Here is a 22,036-nt window from a genome sequence, read left to right on the forward strand (position 1 = left end):
TAACGCATTAATCATACCAGGTATTGAATGCTGTGGTGTACATTCCACTAAGAGATGAATGTGATCGGAGTCGCTTTTAATTTCAGATATTGTGAAGTTGTTATCGGATGCAATCTGAACAACAATTTCTTTTAGTCTTACGTCGATTTCTTCCACAAGTATCTTGTGTCGGTACTTTACGCACCATACGATGTGGTACTGAATGGCATAGACGTAACCACGACCACGCTTTATTTCTGACACATAATCACCTCTGATTACAGGATAACATATGTCAGTGTTGTTCACCTATAGAAACCTTGACATTAAAGGGATTGTTGTAAAAGTCACCCAAACATGTATCGGATAGTTAACGTGGCATAAGCCACGCCCTATCCGATGTTTTCAAAAAAACTGTCATCACGCGGCCGTTTCAACACACGAAAAGCACCGCCCGGGCGTCACAGGGGAACGCCTTAGTGGACGGTGCCGGTTCAGCCTCATTCTCGCTGGCGCATCGGTGAGACAGCTACTCGGATTCGGTCCCGGAGGCGGGTTCGGCCGCTGACCGGAGGACTTGAACTTTGCTGATCCGCTTCTCGTCGACTTCCTCGACCTTAAAGATCAATCCCTCGTATTCCACGACCGGTCTCTCGTCCTCAAGCGGAATTCGACCCAGCTGGCCGACTACGAAGCCGCTGACCGTGTCGTAGTCTTCGACCGGCAAATGAACGTTCAGCACGTCCTTCAGCGTCCGCAGACTGAGACTTCCGTTGATGACGTACGTACTGTCGTCCATCTGCTCGAATTCTTTCTCTTCCTCGTCGTGCTCGTCGAAAATGTTGCCGACGATCTCCTCGAGCAGATCCTCGATCGTGACAATACCGGCCGTGCCGCCGTACTCGTCGATGACGACCGCCATATGCACCTTGTTTTTCTGCAGCTCCTTAAACAGCTCATCGATCCGTTTGGAGGTCGGAATGAAGTAAGGCGTACGAATAATGTCACGAATGACGAACGTCTCTTCGCTGCCTTCTTCGATATATTTCATGATGTCCTTCACGTGCAGAATGCCTACAATATTATCGATATTGTCTTCGAATATCGGATATCTCGAATATTTCTCGATATTAACCATCCCGGCCACTTCTTTCAGTGACAAATTCAGCGGAAGGCCGGTTACCGAGCTGCGGTGGGTCATAATATCCGAGACCGCCTTGTTGTCGAATTCGAAGATGTTGTTAATCATCATTTTCTCGGTTTCCTGAATCGTCCCGTTCTCGTTGCCGACATCGACCATCATCCGGATTTCTTCTTCCGTCACCTGTTCCTTGTTCTCATGAGGGTCGACCCCCATGAGACGGACGAGCAGATTCGTCGAGTGAGTCAGCAATTTGACGAACGGCGCCGATATTTTCAGCAAAAACGTAAGCGGTGTGACCGCAAACATGGAGATTGATTCCGACTTCTGCATCGCCAGCCGCTTCGGGACGAGCTCGCCCAGGACAAGCGTAAAATAAGACAGAAGCAGTGTAATCAGGATAACCGATATCGTCTCCAGCATGCTTTGCGGCAAAGGGACTCCCGCCGAGTACAAGTACTGCGCCATTCTGCCGGCAAAACTTTCGGCCGCGAAAGCGCTCGCCAAAAATCCGGCTAGCGTAATCCCGATTTGGATAGTGGCCAAGAAACGGCTCGGTTCGCTCAGAAGGCTCTGCAACAGTTTCGCTTTTTTGTGCCCCGCGTCGGCCATCGATCGAATCTTGTTATCGTTCAACGAGATCAAGGCGATCTCCGAGGCTGCAAAAAACGCATTCAGCACAATGAGTACAATAAGAACCAAAATTTCTGTAAACAAGCTGCTCCTCCTCCATCCCGGTAATCAGGTCATTGTCTTTCCTACAGCTCCATGAATAGACGGACGGAAAGTCAATCCCGAGGATAGTAACTTGTTTTCCCGTAAATTTTGATTTTATTATGCAACCTTGCCGACTGAATCCTATCGCCCGCTTCCTCTGGCTCATCGTCCATAATCTCAGTCACCTCCTTAAACCGTCGAAGTATACACCTATTCCTCATTATATGGAATTATTCCTTCGCAGGCAAAAGGCGGTTGATCGGCTTCCGGCAAAAAAAGGCGGCAGACCCGCCGTCTAGCGGAACCATTCAATCATCCACGGGGCGGCGCCCAGCGTAACGAATGCCGTCAGCAGCATAGCGACTCCCGCGATCGATCCGGCTGCCGTACCATACTCCGCCGCCCTGCTGATCCCGGCCGAATGAGCGCTTGTCCCGAACAAAATCCCTTGGGCGATCGAGCTCCGGATTCCGCACCATTTTACGATGAGCGGTCCGATCACTAAACCAAGCAGCCCGGTGATAAGTGTTGCTACAGCGGCAATAGTCGGGATGCCGCCGATCAGCCCGGTTATCGACACCGCTATAGGCGTCGTCGCAGAACGGGGAGCGAGGCTGCCGATCAGCTCCGAGGTCAGGCCGAACAGACGGGCCAGTCCCGCCGAGGTGACGATTCCGGTCAACGCCCCGCAGCCGACGCTGACTGCGATGACGAAGGCGTGCTTTTTCAGCAGATCGATATGCTTATACATCGTGACCGCCAAAGCGATGGTCGCCGGTTCTACCATGTTCGAGAGCCAGACGCCTCCCTCGTTGTACGTTTGGAACGAAGCTCCGCTAATCGCCAGCAGGCCGATCAGGACGACCGGCGTAAGAAGCAACGGCGACATATAGATTTTCGGATATTTTTTGTACAGCCGTTTGGCCGCCCAGTAAACCGCGATCGTGCAGCCCAGCCATAATACCGCGTCCATCATGACGCCTCCCCTTCCTTGCGCGCGGCGATCCGTTCGCCGATATAACCCGAACATATCATGACAGCCGCCGTACTGATCGCGATCGTGCCTATAATCCGAAGTCCGCTGGTCATAAACATGCTTTTATAGTTCATAATGCCGACCGTAGCCGGTATAAAAAACAGCAGCATCTGGGCAATCAGCCAGTTGGAGCCCTGCTCGATCCACCCGAGACGGACGATCTTCAGCTTCAGCAGAACAAATAAAAGAACGATCCCCACAATACTTCCCGGTACCGGGATAGGAAGGATCGAAGCGAGAACGTCCGCGATTTGGGCTATGCCGACAAAAAATAAAATTTGAAGCGCGATCCCCGCCATTTTTCTCATGCTGTCCAGCTCCTTTGTAAAAAGTATACAAGATCGCCTTTCATGCGTAAAATCAATATATAGAATGGTTTTCATTCCTTTTATCTATGGAAGGGAGCGACCGATTTGGACATCCGCCACTTGCAATACATTACCGAAATCGTCAGGCATAACAGCTTTACGAAAGCAGCGGAGGCGCTGCACCTGACCCAGCCGACGATCAGCAAAATCGTTAAAAATCTGGAAAATGAGCTCGGAGTCGAAGTATTCGTCCGGGAGGGCAGGCATATCAAGCTGACGGCCGCCGGAGAAACGATCGTGAGCCACGCCGGGCCGATTCTCCAGTTGTTCGACGGGCTGGAGGCGGCTCTGCATGATCTGACGTACCTGAATACGGGCAGCATCCGGCTCGGCATTCCGCCGATGGCGGGCTCGAGCTTTTTCCCGCAGGTGATCAAGAAGTTCCGGGAGCAATACCCGAACATAGCAATCAAGATGATGGAGAACGGGGCCAAGCGAATCGAGGAAAGCTTGTCCGAAGGCCTTCTCGATGTCGGGGTCGCGCTATGGCCGATCGACGAGGTCCTGTTCGATTCCTTCACCCTGGTCGAAGACCGGTTAAAGGTCATCCTGCCCCCTGCCCACCCGCTGGCGGATCGCGAGCAGATCCGGCTGGCAGAGCTTGCGGGGGAGCGGTTTATTTTGTTCAACAGCGACTTCGCTTTGCACGACCGGATCATCTCCGAATGCCGTACGGTCGGCTTCGATCCTCATATCGTCTATGAAAGCTCCCAGTGGGATTTTATCGGAGAGATGGTGGGAGCCGATCTGGGGATCGCTATGCTGCCCGAGACGATGTGCCGGCAGTTGAATCCGGGCAAGGTGAGAGCGGCCGTCCTGACGGACCCGGTCATCCCTTGGCGGCTCGATATGGCCTGGAGGCGGGAAGGGTATATGTCCCATGCGGCCAGGGAATGGATCAAGTTTACGAAGGAGCTGTTCACACGCGCCGCCAGGCGATGACAGTCGCAGGACCTGACCGGTGCGGGACAACGCCTGAATACGATGGGCAGCCGGGGCTTGCGGGAGAGCTTCGCGTCCATGGACTTGTGGGACCGGAATTAAGCCGAAGCGCCCGGCAGGAACCGTTTACAGCATGAATAATCTACGGTAATCTATGGGTACTGGAAGGCGGCGATTTGAGTTGAGTTTAATCAAGATCCTCTTGCACCAGCTTAAGCGCTATAAGCTGCTGAGCGGCATTTTCATATTCAGTATTTTTGTCGAGGTCGCCTATTCGGTTGCAGCCCCCCTGAGCCTCAAATATTTAGTGGACGAAGCGTTTACGCCCAAAGATTTTCAGGTTTTCCTTCTCATCATGAGCATCTTGATCGGCGGCGGGCTGTTCAACATCGCGGCGGGCCAATTCGGGGATTACTCGCTCGGGAAACTGAGCGGCGGAGTGATCCGTCAGCTCAGAACCGACTTGTTCGCGCATCTGCAGAAGCAGTCCCTCCCCTTCTATCAGCGCTATAAAGTCGGCGATCTGGTCACCCGCTTCTCGTCGGATATGTCGTCCATCGAAAACGCCATTCGGTTCACCAGTCCTTTCTTCCTGAAGGAATTGTTAAATATTATGCTCGGCCTGGGCATGTTGTTCTCGATCGAATGGAAGCTGACGCTGGCCGTGCTGGCCGGCTCTGCACTGATGTTTGTCGGCCCCCGGCTGCTTCAAGGACGTGCCGAAGCTGCCAACCGGAACTACAAGGAAGCTCAGGAGCGCTTCTCCAATACGATCGACGAGATGGCCAAGGGGCATCGGACCATTAAAGGACTGCATCAGCAGCAGCGGTTCCGGGAGCGCGCGCGCGGGCAAATTCTCGAGCTGTTTTCGTTCGGCCTGCGCTTGCACGTAACCAACTCTCTGATGGAACGTATGCCTTTGACCGCTTTGCTGATTTTGAACGGGATTATGATGGGCCTCGGCGGTTATTTCATTTTCCAAGACGAGATGACGATCGGCGGCTTTATGGCTTTTTTCACGCTGTTTATGAGCGTCGGGCAGGCCGGCTCCAACTTATCGTTTCTGATTCCGAATCTGATTGATTCGAGCACCAGCTTCCGCCGGGTCGGAGAATTGCTCGACCATCAGCCGGACATCCCTGAAGCGGCCGGAGCCGTAGAACTGCCCGCCTCCGTCTCTTCGGTCCGGATGGATCAGGTCACCTTCGGCTATACCGAAGAGTCCGATCAGCTCCGTAACGTCAGCCTGCACATCCCGGCCGGCAGCTACGTGGCCTTCGTCGGGCCGAGCGGCTCCGGCAAAAGCACCGCTTTGCAGCTGCTGTCCCGTTTCTACGATCCCGGTCAAGGGACGGTGACGATTAACGGTCACGACCTGCGCACGGTCAGCGAAGCTTCCTTAAGAAAGCTGGCAACGCTCGTTACTCAGGAAACGTTTCTGTTTAACGCGACGGTTCGCGACAACTTGCTGCTGGATAACCTGGATGGAGGCGAAGAAGCGATGATCGAAGCCGCCAAACAGGCGAAGATTCATGATGTCATTACCCGCTGGCCATCGGGGTATGAGACATGGATTCATCAGGAAGGCGGCACGTTGTCCGGCGGCGAACGCCAGCGGATCGCGCTTGCCCGGGCGCTGCTGAGAAAACCGAAGCTGCTGCTGCTCGACGAGGTGACGTCGGCGCTCGATCCTGCGACCGAAGCCGATATTAATGAGCTGATCCAGCAGATCCGCCAAGAGATGACGATTATCTCCGTCACCCACCGGCTGGCCTCCGTCGTTCATGCGGACCGGATCTACGTGTTCCACGAGGGCCGGATCGCGGAGTCCGGCACCCACGAGGAGCTTGTGCAGCACAGCGGATTGTACCACAGCCTATGGGAGAAGCAGCACGGCTTCCATCTGTCCAGCGACGGGCTTCATGCTACCGTGGAAGTTCAGCGGCTGGCGAAGCTGCCCTTCTTCGACGGCATCGACCGGCGGCTGCTCCAGAATATCGCCGGCTTGTTCTCGACCGAGCTTTGTCAGGAAGGGGAGGACGTCGTCCGCGAGGGCGAGGAAGCCAATAAGTTTTACATTATCGTCCGCGGCAAATTTGAGGTCCGGAAGCAGTTCCCCGGTGAAGGAGAGAAACAAGTTGCCGTTCTGCAGGACGGCGACCATTTCGGGGAAATTGCGCTGCTCAAAAACATTCCGCGCACCGCTACAGTAAGAGCGTTGGCGCCTTCCGTGCTGATTGCGGTGAGACGGGAGTCGTTCGATCGGCTGACGGCCGAATATCCTCAAATTCTCCAGGCGCTGGAACAAACGCTGAAAAAGCGATTATGACGGCTCGGCCGGAAAGGAAAGCACGATGTCTGCACACTTCCAACATTGCGTCGCTGATGACGATTATGCCAAAATCGGGTTGTTTTTACTGCAAAACAAACAAGACGTACCCCCTTCCTTTACAACGCTGGATGCAATCTCCCTGCTTTATTCCTATCTGACGGACGGGCATCTGTATCTGGCTCTCGATAGGGCAATCCCGAGGTCGAGCAGGTTCAGTTCTGGACTGCCGCGCACCGACGGATCCGGATAAGCTTTTCGCCAAATTCAGCGCGCTGCCTGGCTCGACCCGGTCGGTCGTGAACGAGCTGGCGTTTTATACGATTTCCTTCCGCGAGCTGGAGGCGTACTGTCGTCGATTCGAGAGACGCACGAAACTCGTGTGAGCGCATCAGGCGACGAATGAAACAGGAAAGACACCCGGGGGGCGGGTGTCTTTTTCGTTGAGATTGTCATTCCGACATCCCGGCATGCAAAAAGCACACTTGCGGGTGCTTTTTGGCGCTTCCGGCCGTTCCGATGAACGGTTGTGTGCGGGATGATCTTAATAATGATGGGATGCGGGCGGTTTGCTTTTCTGAGCGGCGGTAACCATAAGGAAAATCCCGGAGAGCAGGTGGAGAATCCAGCCTACAAGCGGAATCCAGGCTACCAGCGAGGTGATGATTCCCAGCACCGAACCGTATATGGGCTCGTTATTTTGCTTGGACAGGACCAGGGTCACAATATGGAGAACGAGCATGGCACCGAGTACCGTATAATAACTTCCCATCACCACCAGCGCTCCTAAAATGGGGATGGCCAGAAAAAGCTCCAGCGAACCCGAGACCCATTTCAACACTTTAGAATTTGTCAAAATTCTATTCCTCCTTAATCAGGTCGAACACTTGCTCATTGTAACAAATTCGACATATTTAGAATAGTACAATTTGCTTATATAAGAAATATTTATCATTCCTTCTACCGTTGAATACCCGCTCGGCCTCCCATGAGCCCTCAGCCTCTACTTTTTCGAACAGATCGTGATCAGCCTCGCCGAAAGCAGAATGCGTCCCTAAACAAAGAAGATGTCCATGCCGCAGGGCGGCACGGTAACAAAATGAAAATAAACGGGTGTCGAAGTAAGTCCATGCGGCTGGGGCTGGTGAAGGAAGGCCGTGACTCTTTGGAGCTTTCATCCTTCGTGAGGTGAATCCCGCAATAAGAGTCTCTGGCACCAGCTATTTTCGGCATATGGGGACGATAGAGACGAATAGAGGCGGTTTGCACCCCTTATTTCAACCCACTCGACGCGTCTGCACCCTTTTCGCCGATTTTAGCAGCTTCAAATCGCTCTTATTTCCTCGTCCAAGCGGGCTTTGGACAAAATAACGGCTGCAAACCGCTCTTATCCGGTTCCTCCCTTCCTGGAAGCAAGACAACAAGCCGAACAGCCGCGATGAGTGACTTGCGACCCATGCCGATTCGACAAAGAAGATGACGCTGCTCCGCTTTAGCTCGGCGGAGAACTTAACCATACTGATCTTAACAGGAAAAACCGCCAGGGAATCCCTGACGGTCCTTCGACGTGTGATGCTGTCCCGATCGCACTAGCGTAGCGATTAAATCAAAACCTTGATTACGATTTTTTTGACGGCTTGAGCCGCCTCCAGCTGGATGGCAGGCATATGCACGTCATGCGGAGCGAACACGGCAAAGTGTCCTTCCCGTAGCGTGAAGAAGTCGCCGGATGCCGAGAATAAAGCGTAATCCCCATCGCGATCATAGGGGCGGGTCACTTCCGTCCGGTCGATCGGGACGTACCCCAGCGCTTCGCAACCTTCCGCCATGTACTGGACGTCCAGATATTGCCGGTGCGCTTCCCACAGCCCCTTCTCCCTCGGCTTCGTCTCGTAGTGCTGGACGAGCGCGTATACATGGTCGCCGTCGATTTCGTATTTGCCCGGCTCAAGCGCCTTGCAGTCATGGGTTTCCAGAAACAACGCCGCCCGCTCCAATCTGGGGCTCACGCTCGAATATTGTCTGATATGCTGCAACGAATCTGTAATCATGCAAGTTCTCTCCCTCTATATAACTTGATGTTCGCGTAGTCGGCACTTTCCCCGGGACCGAGTTATTGCCCGTCCAGTTGGCTTGGCGACAATTCGTTCAGCAACGGTTCACCCTGCACCAACCTTCGAACATTTTCAAGAAAAATCGACCAAATTCGTTCCATAAAGTGCGTGCTCTGCGACGACCCGGATATATGCGGCGTCATAATCACATTCGGAAAATCCCACAGCGGGTGGTCCGGCGGCATCGGGTAATGATAGTGCGTATCCAGGGCCGCCCCGGCGATCCATCCCTCGCGCAAGGCGCGCAGCAAAGCGTCTTCGCGGATAATCGGCCCCCGTGACGGATTCAGGACAAAAGCCGTTTGCGGCAGCGCGCGAAGCTCCTCTTCCCCGATCATCCCCTCCGTATGCTTCGTCAAAGGGACAGCCACAACCAAAACATCCAAATCCCGCAAAAACGCCGCCTCTTGCCCGCTGGTGAACACCTGGTCCGGGAGCGTGCCGAGAGGATCACCGGTCCCGGGAACGCAGTACGTATGGCCGCGCTCCTTCACATGATCCCGTACGAGCACTCGAACGTTCATGCCCATCGTCTTGGCGAGACGAGCCGTCTCCCGGCCGATTCCTCCGTACCCCCAGATCCCGACCTTGAAGCCGCGTATTTCCGTCTGATACCGGGCCGAGCGGTCCCATATTTTCTGTTCCTGGTTGCGGAGCATCCCGCGCATGTCGCGCGCCAGTTGAAACATCATCGCCAGATTCCATTCCGCGATCGGAACGTCAAACACGCCTTGCGCGTTGCAGACCCGCACGCCTCTTTCCGCCAAACCTATGTTTACGACCTGGTTATAACCGACCGTACTGATCTGAATCATACGAAGCGCTTCGCAGTCTTCCATATTCGTCGGCGGAAACGTACAAAACAAAACGTTCGTGTCTTTCGCAAGCTCCTTTGGAATCGGCTCCGGCTTCTCGCGGGGAGGGACCGTTTGTACCCGGACGCCGGGTACGTCCTGCAGCTGCTTCAGCTTCTCGCGGTCTACCGGCATATCGACCAATATGTTAAGCATAAGTTCCTCCAACGGGTTCCCGAAAAGGTGGGGGGGCGTCGTCGATCCCGGCCTTGTTCGGGAGCCCTTCTTCATCTTCAAAACGATTTAAAACCGATTGCCGTGAACGGTAATGCGTCCCCGTTGAGGATTGTACAGGGATGGCGTTCCGGCCACGTTGCGCCACACCTGAAACGTTTCTCCGGAAGCGGTACTTCCGTTATGGCTGACCTTGATCCAATCCCCATTATTCAGATTTGTTGTCAGGTGAAGCGCACGCTCTCCCACGGGAAGATTACGCTTATACAGCAGTGTGAATGTTCCGTCGCTTACCTTAACCACTCTCTGCACATTATCCGATGCGGCCAGCATCGTTGCATCCGCGCCGTTGGCCGTAGTGTTTGCATCGAATACGGCCCAGGCCAGTGCGCCGTTCAGCGCCTCAATAGCGGTACCGCGGCCATTGGCACCGTGGATGGCTACGCGATTCGGCAACAGGATTTTGCGGGATAGTCCTATTTTGCCGCGAGGCAAATGAACCCTCATGCCGGAGGCCATATTCGCCGCTGCCGCCGCATACTGGATAGCAGCCTGCAACCCATCCGCATAATCGGCACTGTCATTGTCGACACCGAACCAGCCGGCATCCACCTCATAGTCGCTGTATTGTCGAATCCATTTTCCAACAGTCACGCCGTCGTCATCCGGTGCGGTACTCGAACCGACATACATGAAATTTCCCGCGCCGAGCGAACTTCCGCCCTGTCTCCCATTCAGATATACGACTTCTCCATCGAAGTCCGGGAGGAGCGTTCGTAATTCGGCGATGGAAGGAACCGTCCTCTTCACAGAAGCTGACATCATTTTCTTTTCCTCGCTTTCGGCACCCGAGGCGACCACGGATATTCCCGTTCCGATCGTAGCCGCCGTGACGCCGGCCGCACCCAGAGCGAATAACGCCTGACGCCGGCTCACTTTCCTTTTCGCATCGTTCTCCATAGGTGATCCAACCTTTCGTATAACGATATACTAGCGGGTTTGTGATCAGGTTATTGGTTCTGAAGTTCCTGGATTTTCTTCAACGCGTCCTCTTCAGCCTTGCGCAAAGCCGTATTCACATCCAGCTTGCCCTGCATGACCTGGGTGCCGTAACTGCCGTATATGGCCGCGATCTGCACATCATAAGGGCCTTTATAAGGAACCGGGGCCATTTGGTTGTAGAATACCGCTCCCCAATTTTTATTTTTAAATACCGTCTCCTGCCCGAGCTCTTTTCGCGTCGCTTCGCTCTTAATTACCGGGATGTTTCCCGTTCTGGCCAATCCCTTCTGGATCTCGTCCGAGAGCATGTAATTCAGAACTTTCATGGCGGCGTCCTTGTTTCTGGCCATCTTGGTTATACCGTAATAGACCGAATACGGCTGCGCACCGACCCCGGGCGTTTCCTTGAACGTGGGCAGCGATACGATGTCCCAATCCAGCGAACCCAGCAATTCCGTCCACGCCGGAATCAAACCGGATACATAGGGAAGCATGGCTACGTCCTTCTGGTACAAAAACTGGTTGACGATATGATCTTTCGCCTGCAGCAAGTAGTCCCTCACACCCGGTATTTCGGCAGGCGTTACAAAAAACGATTGGAAAAACTTTTTCCAGCCTTCATTTTGATTAATGGTCGGCAACGTGGTTTGCTTGTCGATATTCGGAATCGATAACGGATTCATATAGATCATATAATTCGGGAAAGGCGCGTATCCGATATATTGGACATCACCCTCCTTGCGGGTCATCTTGCGGGACAATTCGTTGATCTCGTCCCAAGTCATGCCGTCCTTCGGATACGGGACCCCGAATCTGTCGAAAATCGTTTTATTGTAATACAACACCATCGCATTCGTCATAACGGGCAAAGCGTAAATCCCGTGGGAAGATGCTTCGACGCCGCTAATCATCGACGGGTCGAGCCGATTCAAGTCGACTTTGTGCTTCTTGATCAATTCGGTCATATCGTACTGGAAATCGAATGGAAAAACGTCAAATTCATAGTGTCCGACCGATGCGAAGTAGATGTCGAAATGCGTTTTGGCCGCCATCAAGTCCGCCAAATACGTTCCCGTTCCGGTACGTTCAATGAATTTGAACGTATAGTCAGGAAATTTCTTCCTCAAACTGTCGCCGAAAAGTTCATTAAAACTTTTTTCCGTAGCCCCATTTTGCGAGTAAAATACAATCTCCGCCGCTTCCGTCTCAGCCGCATGAGTGAGAGCGATTTTTTCGGTGTCATTGCCGACCTTTTCTTTGCTGCCGCTGCTGCATGCGGAGAGAAGCGAAGCTGCAATGCAGATTACTCCGATTGCTTTTCCCATTTTCACCATGTACTTAGCCCCCTATCCAATTACTAAGCCCTCTCGATCGCAAACCGCATCCCCATAAGCAAATTAATTCGTACAAACTCCGTACACCGCGTATAAGCGGGGATTGATCCGTTCCGTCTTTTCAAGATGAACCCGAACCCGGACCTGCCGGCCGGACAACTGCGTCAGCTCTCCCCCCGGCCATTCGACCACGGAATCGAAACCGTCCTGCCGTACGATCCCGCTGTTGCTGCCGGAAAACTCCGGGATCAATTGAAAACGCTCGTCGGACAGCTCGATCCGGATTCCCGCCGCATCCTCAGCGTTGAGCCTCCACTCGAATTTCCCTTCCGGCAGCACCATCGGCACTGACCATACGGAGCCTTCCGTCTGATCCGGGTACACGTTCAGGGACCCCCATCGGTCGCGCGGGAGTATGGCCAGCGCTACTTCACCATAATAATCTTCCGTCAAGTCCCCCTCCGGACGCCAAGCGTTCCTCCATCGTCCATGGTAAATCCATGTCTCATCTCCGATATTCAAAATACCGTTCGACTGACACAGCACCGTTTGCAGCTGTTTGCCGGGCACCGGCGTCGCCGGCGACTCCCCTGCATGCAAATAAACATGCCCCTTGACTGGCTCGCGGTAGCGAATGCCATCGTCGCTTAGCACCAGGCCGAAGTCTCCGGAAATGTCCGCGAACGGTTCCCGATGGTGCCAAATGCAGTACAGCCCGACCGCCACATTGCCGTACACAAGAGGGGCCGTTCCGAGATGCACCTGGTCGTAGATTTTGGTCATTCCGCGCTGACGGGGATCTTGCGGTTCCGGAAGTGCGAACGACTCCGCGCTTTCCTGCAGCCAATGCTCGAAATCCGGCGATATATGAACGAAGCCCTGCCTGCCCCGGGGGGCCCCGCCTTCTCCTCTGCGGTATGGCTCTATAGACTGACCGTTTACGATGTAGTAGCCGTTGTAGGCATAGAAGGAGCAATGCTCGACGAATTCCCGGACAAGCCCTCTGGGGCCGGCGGTCCAGCGGATGCCGTCCGGACTTGTCGCCGTGCGCATCGTAGGCGCATTGCGGCTTGACTCGGTATGAATGTAATACTGATACACCATTTTGTATCGCCGATTCGGGTCCGGGTCCTGTTCATCTTTAATAATCGTCGGGCAATGAATGAGCGTATCGGGAAGATCGATCGCATTATGATGGACGCTGCCTCTAAATTTCAATTGGCCGAGATTCGGCTTCACCCAATGAAGGCCGTCATCGCTTTCCGCATAGCAGATCGGCCCCATCATCAACCGTTGCAGGGCGGGCCTTTTCTTCAACCACTCCCGGTCTTCGGAGGGCATGTCGGGATTCATCCCGAGGCTCATCCCCACGTACCACATTCGAAACTTCCCGCCATCGTGCAGCACGGTCCCGTAAAATTGCGCGGCAATCGAGTCCGGCGCATTGGGATCGCTCGAAGGAGCCAGCACCGGCTCTTTTCTTACTTGCGGCTTATTGAAATGGAGGGACACATTTTTGCGAAATGGAAAATAACTGTCATCCATTCCGAACAAGACGGCACGATCAGTTTTTATGCCCGTAGAAGGAAAAGTAAACATAGAATCGCTCCTTTTTTTGTTGCTCTATAAAGTTGAACTCATGCAAATGGAAGTCCCTTTTCTTTTCTCACGCTACATGGAGAGTTACCATCGAAGATATTTAGTTCAACTCACATAGGTGTAATTACCAGTTCAACTGCTGGAAGCTCCCGGTTTGCGCAGACTCCCTCGCCTTCAGACACATGTACGCGCTGAGCATTCCGTCATTCAAGGACGAAATCGATCGTCCCTCGCCGCGGATGACTTGAATAAAGTTGCGTGCCAATGCGGCGTCGCCGCCGGAGTGTCCGTTTTCGGCTTCCAGCTCATAAGTATCCACTCTTGGCTTATGATGCAGAAACACTCGAATTTTGCCGGAAAAATCAAATTCCAGCGTACCCTTGTACCCGATCAGCCGTGCTCCCCGCAATCCCGCTTTGCGGCGGACGAAGAAGTTCTGAGAGTAGGAAACGTGCATCCCGCTCTCATACCGGATCAAAGCGCTGCCCGAATCCTCGTTGCCCGTATCCTCGGCATAACAACACGACTCCCATTGCCAGGCCTGCCCTTCTTCGCAAGTATCGTTTTCGTCGCAATCCGCGCACTTGAGCCCCGCAGGCTTATTCCCTTTAAATACTTGCTTGGAGGTCATCGCGCAAATTTGGGTAGGCTTTGCCTGTAAAATGAAATTAAGATAGTCGAAATCATGCGTCGCTTTTTGCAAAAAAAGTCCGCCCGTCTCTCCTTCGTCCCGATACCAGCCTTTGAAACAAACGAAATGAGAAAGCGTTTTCATCATGTGATTAGCCAACCCGCTTTCATTCGCGACTGTTTCAACAAAAAAACGGAATGACCCCCTCGGTTTACCGAGCCATGGAACCAAAAACAGCATTGCCTCGCTCAACAGCAACTGGTATGACGATCTGCGAAGCCGTACCACCTCCTTGTATGCCGCACTCGCTTCGGCGACTCTCCTCGAATACGTGTAACACAAGTGTAGCGGACGTAACCGTCAGCCAACAACAAGATGAGCGGACATCTTTTCGCGGAAAGTGTCCCGATACAGGAACGAACGAAAATAAGAAAAGCTTCTAAACGACTAAACGAAGCTTTCCCACGTCGAATGACCCAGCGTAAGAGGTTGCTTTTCTAGAGAAATGATACCTTCTTTACTCTTAAGAATAACCGGAGCATCCGGACGTCCTTTGTCGCGCAGACCCACACGTTGATACGCGGGAGGGGATGGGTACCTTCGCTCCAGCCGCTCGTAGATGAGATTTTGCAGGAACAACTCGACTCCAAATGAAGCCTGTTCCCCTCCATTTTGTGAGCAGGTTGTGTTCCCCTTCGCCAAACCGTATGCACCGAGCTCTGAACAAAATAAGAGTCTTTGGCACCTCCTATTTTCGGCCTTTTCGACAAACCAAAGGGAATAGAGGCGGTTTGCACCCCTTATTTCAACCAACTGCTGGGGAGTAGACCCTTTTCGCGGATTTTAGCGGCTTCAAACCACTCTTATTTCTTGTCCAATCGAGGTTTCGGACGAAATAAAGGGTACAAACCGCTCTTACTGCGTTCGTTCGCTCCAGCCCAAAAAGCCAAAAGACACCTACCAGGGATAGGTGTCTTTCCAGATTCTCTCCCATAGGTTGGCGCCGTCACTTCCGCACCGCGCTCCGGTACATAAGCATAAGCAAATACGGCGTACCGAGCAGAGCTACGATTATGCCCGAGGGGATTTCTTTCGGCGCGATGACTGTTTTGCCGATCAGGTCGGCTGCGACGAGAAGCAGGGCGCCGATCAACGCGGAAAGCACGACGGCTCTGCGATGGTGGTGGCCGACCAGCAGACGGACCGCATGCGGCGCTAGCAGCCCGATAAATCCGATCGAGCCGACGGCGGAGGCCGCCGCTGCCGCCAGCAGCACGGCGATTGCGGTCGCAATCAGACGCGTGCTCTGAAGCTTCAGCCCTAGTCCCAGCGACACTTGATCCCCGAAGGCAAGCAGGTCCATTCTCTTCCCGAGCCGCCATGCGAACGGTCCGAGCAAGCCGACCGCGATAACGAGACGCAGCAATTCGTCGTAACCGCGCGCATAAGTGCTGCCAGCCAGCCACGCCAGCCCCGGCGCCGCGGCGATTCCGGATTTGATTACGAAAAACTGGATGCCCGCCGTCCCGATCGCGGAGACGGCAATCCCGACCAGAATAAGGACGATCGGATTAAATCCTTTCCGCCAGGAAAACGCGTATACGAGGACCGCCGCCATCACCGCGCCGGCGATGGCCCCTACAGGCAGCATCGCGGCCGAAGCCTGCGGCCATAACACGATGACGGCAAGCGCCCCGAAGCCTGCTCCCGAGGTGACCCCGATAACCGACGGATCGGCGAGCGGGTTGCGCACGGCGCCCTGCATCATCGAGCCGGCAATCGCCAGCGCCGCGCCTGCGAACGCCGCGACCAATATGCGGGGAAGACGCAGGTCCATCACGACGCTGCGCACAAACTCCTGGCCTCCGCCCGTCATCGCAAGCCATACCTCGCTTATGGACAGCCGCAAAGTGCCCACCATTAACCCGCCGGTAATCAAGACCGCCAGCAGGAGCAAAGCCCCAGCGACGAGTACCGGATACGGAATGCGCGCACCGGTTGCACCGATACTCATGGACGAGCCGTTTTCCTGAGTCTGCCGGTCCTTCATCACGCGTACGGTAAGCCAGATGAGCCACGGCGCGCCGATCAGGGCCGTAACCGCCCCCGCCGGCAGCTCGCCGATCGAGCTGCGGAACATCCGGGCGATCGTATCGGCGCCGACCAGAATTACCGCCCCCCATAAGGCGCTGGCCGGCAGCAGGTACAGATGGCGGCGCAGGCCCATCAGCCGGATCAGATGCGGCGCGATCAAGCCGACGAAGCCGATCGGTCCGACGACGCTTACCGTCACGCCGGCAAGCAGGACAGCGGCAGCGATGCCGGTGAAGCGCGCCGTGTCCACCTTCTGGCCGAGGGAACGGGCCGTCTCCTCCCCAAGCTCCAGCATGTCGAAAGCGCGTGCGCGAAACATCACAAAAACGATTCCGACGATAATCCAAGGCGCGGCATATTGTACGCCGCTCCAGTCGTTCTGTACGAGCGAGCCGGCTCCCCAGGCAAGCAGCTGGGACGCTTCGGTCTCGAACAGCAGCTGCAGCGCGCTCGTGAAAGAAGAGAGCACCAGGCCGACAATCATGCCGGCCACCGCCATTCGTACCGGCGTGCCCCGCTTGCCTCCCGCGATCAAATAGGTCATCGCCGCAGCGCCGAGCGCTCCCGCAAGGCCAAGCAGCAGCGGAGCGCCGGCCTTTAAGGCGGGCAGAAATATAGCCGCCGCCATAATCACAAAGTAAGCGCCGGCGTTTAAGCCGAACGTCGACGCCGATGCGAGCGGATTGCGCGTTACGGTTTGCAGCAGCGCACCGCACACAGCGAGCGCGGCGCCAGCGAGAAGTCCCATGACCGCTCTCGGCAGGCGTACGCCCCGCACCATATGATGCGCGGGATTGTCCTGCGGATTGGCGATCGCCTCCACCACTTGGCGCAGTGTAATGTCTGCTTCGCCGTACGTCAGACTGACGAAAAGAAGGGCGGCGAGTATAACGAAGCCGCCCCCGAATACGAATGCCGTCGTCCATCCCGCTGGCCGGGCGGCATCCATCATGATCGAATGGGTTCTCATGCTGGTCATTTGGTAAGGGAGTCGGTTACGAGATCAGCGATCGATTTGGCAGACAGAGGTCCGCCGAACGTCCACGTATTGCCCGGCAGCTTGTACGTGCGTTTCTCCTTGACGAACGTCAGTCCGTTCCAGACCGCATTATCTTTCAGCTGCTTGTCGAATATGTTGTCGTTGTCTTGAACGATATAGATGAAATTGGCGTTCTGGACCGCTGGCAGCGCTTCGACGCTGGTTGTCGAGAATCCGTTGGATTCGAACTTCGACGATTTGAACGCATTTTTCAGTCCGATCCGGTGCATAATCTGCGACAGCATCGAATTGTCGGTAAACATCCGCAGGACGGCGGCGTTTTGCTGCGAATACGCCTGGGTGACGGCAACCTCCGCCCCTTCCTTGCCTTTCGCTTTCAGCTTCGCCTTGGATTCGTCGAACGACTTCTGCAGATCGCTCAGCACTTTGTCGGCTTCCGCTTTTTTGCCGATCAGCTCGGCCACCGTCTTGAACGTTTTCTCCATCTCGTCGTACTGGTTGCCTGCTCCTTCCGCCGGATACGGATTGAAAGCAAGTGTCGGAGCAATTTTACTCAGAGCTTCATAACTCGACTTGATCCGGAAGTCCGGAGCGATGATCAGATCCGGCTTCAAGGCCGCGATCGCTTCCAGGCTCGGCTCCGTACGCGAACCCACATCAGCTACGCTTGCATCGAGCTGCGGGGGAATGTTTACCCACGTTTTGTATCCTTTAATATCGGCGATCCCGGCAGGCTGAACGCCTACCGCCAGCAAATGCTCCACAAGGGACCATTCCAGCGCAACTACGCGTTTCGGCGTTCCTTTGATCACCGTCGTGCCAAGAGCATGCTGGATCTCTCTGCTTCCCGACGAAGCTTCCGGAGCCGGACTTGGCGCGGGCGTCCCGGATTCCTTGGAAGCGCTGCTTCCCGCTCCGCAAGCGGCTGTCAGGAATACAAGCAGGACACAGGCAAAGACAAGTAGCGGCCTATTCAACCGGTTCATAAAATAAATCCCCCTAAGCGATATGAATAAATTCACTAACTTTACCGATCAATCTACTTACATTAAAATGATTTCTATTCAGTTGAAAATGATAATCGTTATCATATTTGATGTCAATACTTAAAATATTGGAATTTCATCCATCTCCAGGGCACTCCAGCCCACCCCCTGTTCCTGGCAAATCCGCATCCCAACCGCACCGCCGCACTTCTGACCCCAGCACGGTGAAAAACGTATGCGTTCTTCGGTTTTAGCCCTTTAAACCAAAAGACACCCTCGCGGGTGTCTTTTGGTTGTACATGAGATATGGCTATTCCGACGCTTTCGAACCTTTATACTCCAGCCCCCATGCAAAAATTTTGACTTCCGTATCGCTTTCCTTGCGCATCGACCAGTCCGAATCCATCGGTCCGCCCAGCAACGTGATCACGCTGCCGCTTCCGGCCCATTTCCCCTGGTACGTTTTGCCCAGATCCAGCCAGGAGTAAGTGCCGTCCTCGCGTATTTCGATCCAGTCTCCGGCGGCTCCCGGGGTGTACGAATGGGTGACCGTCCGGGACCCGTCCCCATGGGTAACCGAACTTGTCGGGGCGTATCCTCCGGGAATCCATAAGTTCCATGTGCCGTAGAAAAAGGATGCATCCTCCGTACCCGCGGCCGAAGAAGATTCGGGTTCTGCCGATGAAGGGGGCTTGAGATCCGCCCCGATTTCAAAATAGGGGTTCTCGGTGTCGGTAATCAAAAGATCGCCTTGATTAAAATAGACGAACATGTTCAAGTGCTCGCTCACAAAACGCAAAGGAATAACCGCAGACTCCTCGTGAATGACAGGCGCCACATCCAGCTCGTAGGTGTTGCCGTTGACGACGGCCTGCTTGTTGTTAATCCACAGCTGGATCGTTATGCCGGGATTGTTCAGCAGCGTGATCGATTGATCTTCCGCTCCCCAGACCACTTTGGCGCCAAGCGCCTCTCCGATGAAGCGAAGCGGAACCATCGTCCGGCCGTCCAGCAGAAACGGCGCGGTATGAAGACGGTAGTCCGTATTCCGGTTGCGCTTGTCGTGAACCGATGCTTCCTTGCTGTCCAAGGTCAAATAAATTTTGAGCGGATACGGGAGCTGCTCCGGCACCGGTACTTCGTAGCTGTCGGACCATCGCGTCCCTTCGCCCAGATCGGGGGCCGTTGTCTGTTTCGGTGCGCCGGCCCCCGAAGATTCGGGTGTTGTGCCGGGTCCGGACTGGCTTTTGCCGCCTTCCGTAGAAGGTGCTGGCGACGACTGCGATGCTTTTGCCTCGGTTACATAAGAGAAAGACGCTTTGCTTGCCGACAACGAGTCGATGCGGATTTTGGCAAGTTGGCCGTCGTGCAGCTTAATCAGATACAGCGCCTGTTCTTCGAGCGTGACCGAGTTCGTGAAGCCGGAGCGCGGACGGTCCGTCGCCTCCTCCAGCTTCTCTCCGGCAAGCTTTAAGATCCCTGCCGCTCCCATCGCGCCGTATTGGTTAATCACGATGTCCGCGTCCTTACTCGACGTAGTGGTTTTAAGCGTAGCTAGCGATAATCCCCCGCGGTCCAGCACATCCCCGCTCCAGTTCAACGTATACGGGTGCAGCCCCTCGTAGATGAACGTTTTCGCGGTGGACCAATGAACCCGATCTCCGGCTTGATCCGCGCTGACTGCACCGCACCACAACATGCTGATTAGACATAGGGCGCATATCGCTCCTACTAACCGTTTCCGTTTCAAGATACGTCCTTCCTCCTTCACTTATTTCTGCTTATTCGGTCGGCTTCTCTACAATTTTCAGGAAAAACTCATCATCCAAAAGCAGTACCCGATTGTTCGCGTCAAGCGTCATCCGGTAGTTCAGAAAATCCATAGGTTCTTTGGCCGCGATGTACCAGATTCCGTCGATGAACTGCGGTTTGGCCGACAGCGGCTTGACCGTGCCGGGGTAATTGATGAAAAACGTCGAATTGTCCACATGAATGGACAGTGCCTCCGTGCCTCTGGTAATTCTCATCGAGCTGGGGTTGCCGCTGAAGGACGCTTTCAGCGAACGGAGCGCGCCAGCGTTAATAAACAGTTGACCGTTCTCGATAAAGGCAGGCGTTTTCAAAGCGATTTCTTTCATGCCTGCGGGCGGAACAAATGGGGATTCGTTCGGCGTAAACCGTTTGAACCCGATAAACGTCATCGCATACCCGTAAACTTTCAACGTTCCATCCTCGATAAAGTCCAGGTTCCATCCGTAGTTATTAAATCCGTTCGTCGTCCTGGCCAATCCTTTCGTATCGGAGCTCATCATCCACCGGCCCCGGTTCACCTGGACGCGGTCATCCCATACCATCGTACCGTCCTCCCGGATCTCCAGCGTTCCCCAGCTCTCCTGCACCGTATCGGCCAATCCGTGACGGAACACATCCCACGTCCCGATATATTGGCCCCGCCATAACTGCTCCTGCCGGTTCCAGTGATCGTCGTATACTTTAAAATAGTACTTGGAGCCCAGCGTAACGACCCGGTCTTCCGGCCTCCATTCGGCCTTGTAGCCGAAATATTCGGTTATCCGGCTATCCAGGGGAACGTACCAGCACGAATAATGACCGCTGCACCCTTCGTTCTCGAATACCGGCTCAGTCAAGTCGAAACTCGTTCGGGTATAGTCGTAGGTCCAGCTGGAACGGTACACCTTGGGATCTCCATGCTTCAGGTAGAGGAAGTCCCTCATGTCCGTGCCTTTGTAATACCTTACGGCACTCTTCATGTCGTCTTCCTTTTGGTCGGATATCGCCCGGATGACGTAGGTTAACGGAATGTACACGGTGTCGTCCTTCTGATAAGCATGCCGGTACAGTTCAATTTCCGTCATGCCCGGCGGGGGAGTAAACGCGGCCCGGTCTCCCTGCTGGTTATTGTTCTGTTGGTTATTGTTCTGTTGGTTATTGTTCTGCTGGCCGCCTTGAGGAGCCGTACCTGATTGGGTGCCAATTCTCCACTCTACACCGAGACCGTTGCCGCCTCCGGTACCTGACGTACCGCCGTTCGCTGGCGTCGTTCCCGGATTGCCCGTCTGCCATTCTATTCCCAGTCCGTTCCCGTCTCCGGTGCTTGTCGTTCCCCCGTTCGCCGGCGTGGTTCCCGGGTTGCCCGTCTGCCACTCTATTCCCAGCCCATTGCCGCTTCCGGTACTTGTCGTTCCGTCGTTCGCCGGCGTTGTCCCCGGATTGCCCGTCTGCCATTCCAGATCCGACCAGATCCCGCTGCCAGTCGTGCCGCTCCCATAGTCCGACTCCGACCACAATCCGGCGCCATGAACCGGCAATGGCATCAGCAGCAGAGCGGCCAGCAATCCTTTCACGACCCGCTTCCTCGTAGCAGTCATTCCATCCTCCCCCAAACTCCATTTAGGAAATGCAAACTTTCTCCCATCTTACAACACCCGCTCTTACAAAAAGCTTACACGACACACCTTACGTCCAATGAAAAAGCAGCCCTCGCAGAACGGATCTGCAAAGACTGCTTCTTGATTAAGGACACTTACTACAAGCGGGTTTCAGTTCAACTTCTCTCCAGTTACATTATCGAATCCGCACCAAATTCCGCTGCAACATACGTGGCTCGTCTCGCTCTCACCTTCATTCCACCTTCCTACCGTCTACTAGTAGTAGATGCCGGACAAAGGAAGAAGTGAGAGCGGCTATCCCGCCCGAAAAGCCCTATTTCGGCGCC

General features: G+C 54.6%; 17 protein-coding genes. 2 read left to right on the forward strand and 15 right to left on the reverse strand.

What is annotated here, in order from left to right:
* The 4 genes from tnpA to IDH45_RS21620 all read right to left on the reverse strand — a co-directional run.
* On the reverse strand, positions 1-243 hold a 243-nt coding region (gene tnpA, locus IDH45_RS21605; protein ID WP_190930219.1), incomplete at its 3' end, for an IS200/IS605 family transposase.
* Positions 244-508: 265 nt separating this feature from the next.
* The gene (locus IDH45_RS21610; RefSeq protein ID WP_190930220.1) at positions 509-1,837 is read right to left on the reverse strand and encodes a hemolysin family protein; all 1,329 of its coding nucleotides are present in this window, start codon (positions 1,835-1,837) and stop codon (positions 509-511) included.
* A gap of 295 nt (positions 1,838-2,132) precedes the next feature.
* Entirely contained in the window at positions 2,133-2,810 is a 678-nt protein-coding gene (locus tag IDH45_RS21615) for an LrgB family protein (protein WP_223836860.1), read from the reverse strand.
* Positions 2,810-3,181: a CidA/LrgA family protein gene (locus tag IDH45_RS21620; protein WP_190930222.1), complete on the reverse strand. Its 372-nt coding sequence runs from the start codon at positions 3,179-3,181 to the stop codon at positions 2,810-2,812. The genes IDH45_RS21615 and IDH45_RS21620 overlap by 1 nt, the downstream gene beginning before the upstream one ends.
* A 105-nt stretch (positions 3,182-3,286) precedes the next feature.
* Here IDH45_RS21620 and IDH45_RS21625 point away from each other — a divergent pair, with 105 nt between their 5' ends.
* Together IDH45_RS21625 and IDH45_RS21630 are read left to right on the forward strand one after the other, a co-directional pair.
* Positions 3,287-4,183: a LysR family transcriptional regulator gene (locus IDH45_RS21625; RefSeq protein ID WP_190930223.1), complete on the forward strand. Its 897-nt coding sequence runs from the start codon at positions 3,287-3,289 to the stop codon at positions 4,181-4,183.
* Between the two features lie 181 nt (positions 4,184-4,364).
* Positions 4,365-6,512, forward strand: a complete 2,148-nt coding sequence (locus IDH45_RS21630) for an ABC transporter transmembrane domain-containing protein (RefSeq protein WP_190930224.1) — start codon at positions 4,365-4,367, stop codon at positions 6,510-6,512.
* 544 nt (positions 6,513-7,056) lie between these two features.
* On the opposite strand, the gene IDH45_RS21635 is transcribed toward IDH45_RS21630, so the two are convergent.
* The 11 genes from IDH45_RS21635 to IDH45_RS21685 form a co-directional block, all read right to left on the reverse strand.
* Positions 7,057-7,368, reverse strand: coding sequence for a hypothetical protein (locus IDH45_RS21635; RefSeq protein WP_190930225.1), 312 nt, complete (start codon positions 7,366-7,368; stop codon positions 7,057-7,059).
* 745 nt (positions 7,369-8,113) lie between these two features.
* Positions 8,114-8,563: a YhcH/YjgK/YiaL family protein gene (locus IDH45_RS21640; protein WP_190930226.1), complete on the reverse strand. Its 450-nt coding sequence runs from the start codon at positions 8,561-8,563 to the stop codon at positions 8,114-8,116.
* Between the two features lie 62 nt (positions 8,564-8,625).
* The gene (locus IDH45_RS21645; RefSeq protein ID WP_190930227.1) at positions 8,626-9,636 is read right to left on the reverse strand and encodes a D-2-hydroxyacid dehydrogenase; all 1,011 of its coding nucleotides are present in this window, start codon (positions 9,634-9,636) and stop codon (positions 8,626-8,628) included.
* Positions 9,637-9,723: 87 nt separating this feature from the next.
* Positions 9,724-10,614 carry a hypothetical protein gene (locus tag IDH45_RS21650; RefSeq protein WP_190930228.1) on the reverse strand — a complete coding sequence of 297 codons (891 nt, stop codon included), beginning with the start codon at positions 10,612-10,614 and terminating at the stop codon, positions 9,724-9,726.
* A gap of 50 nt (positions 10,615-10,664) precedes the next feature.
* The gene (locus IDH45_RS21655; RefSeq protein ID WP_190930229.1) at positions 10,665-11,990 is read right to left on the reverse strand and encodes an ABC transporter substrate-binding protein; all 1,326 of its coding nucleotides are present in this window, start codon (positions 11,988-11,990) and stop codon (positions 10,665-10,667) included.
* 63 nt (positions 11,991-12,053) lie between these two features.
* On the reverse strand, positions 12,054-13,589 hold the full coding sequence (locus IDH45_RS21660) for a hypothetical protein (RefSeq protein ID WP_190930230.1): 1,536 nt from the start codon (positions 13,587-13,589) through the stop codon (positions 12,054-12,056).
* Between the two features lie 124 nt (positions 13,590-13,713).
* Entirely contained in the window at positions 13,714-14,367 is a 654-nt protein-coding gene (locus IDH45_RS21665; RefSeq protein WP_190930231.1) for a Gfo/Idh/MocA family protein, read from the reverse strand.
* An 859-nt stretch (positions 14,368-15,226) separates the two neighbouring features.
* A complete protein-coding gene (locus IDH45_RS21670) occupies positions 15,227-17,284 on the reverse strand; it encodes an iron ABC transporter permease (protein ID WP_223836861.1) in 2,058 nt (685 codons plus the stop codon).
* A 5-nt stretch (positions 17,285-17,289) separates the two neighbouring features.
* The gene (locus tag IDH45_RS21675) at positions 17,290-18,300 is read right to left on the reverse strand and encodes an ABC transporter substrate-binding protein (protein WP_190930232.1); all 1,011 of its coding nucleotides are present in this window, start codon (positions 18,298-18,300) and stop codon (positions 17,290-17,292) included.
* A gap of 310 nt (positions 18,301-18,610) precedes the next feature.
* Positions 18,611-20,050, reverse strand: coding sequence for a copper amine oxidase N-terminal domain-containing protein (locus tag IDH45_RS21680; protein WP_190930233.1), 1,440 nt, complete (start codon positions 20,048-20,050; stop codon positions 18,611-18,613).
* Between the two features lie 31 nt (positions 20,051-20,081).
* Positions 20,082-21,689, reverse strand: coding sequence for a hypothetical protein (locus IDH45_RS21685; RefSeq protein WP_190930234.1), 1,608 nt, complete (start codon positions 21,687-21,689; stop codon positions 20,082-20,084).
* Between the last annotated feature and the right edge of the window lie 347 nt (positions 21,690-22,036).

Source organism: Paenibacillus oceani (assembly GCF_014705615.1).
Lineage (GTDB): Bacteria > Bacillota > Bacilli > Paenibacillales > NBRC-103111 > Paenibacillus_AB > Paenibacillus_AB oceani.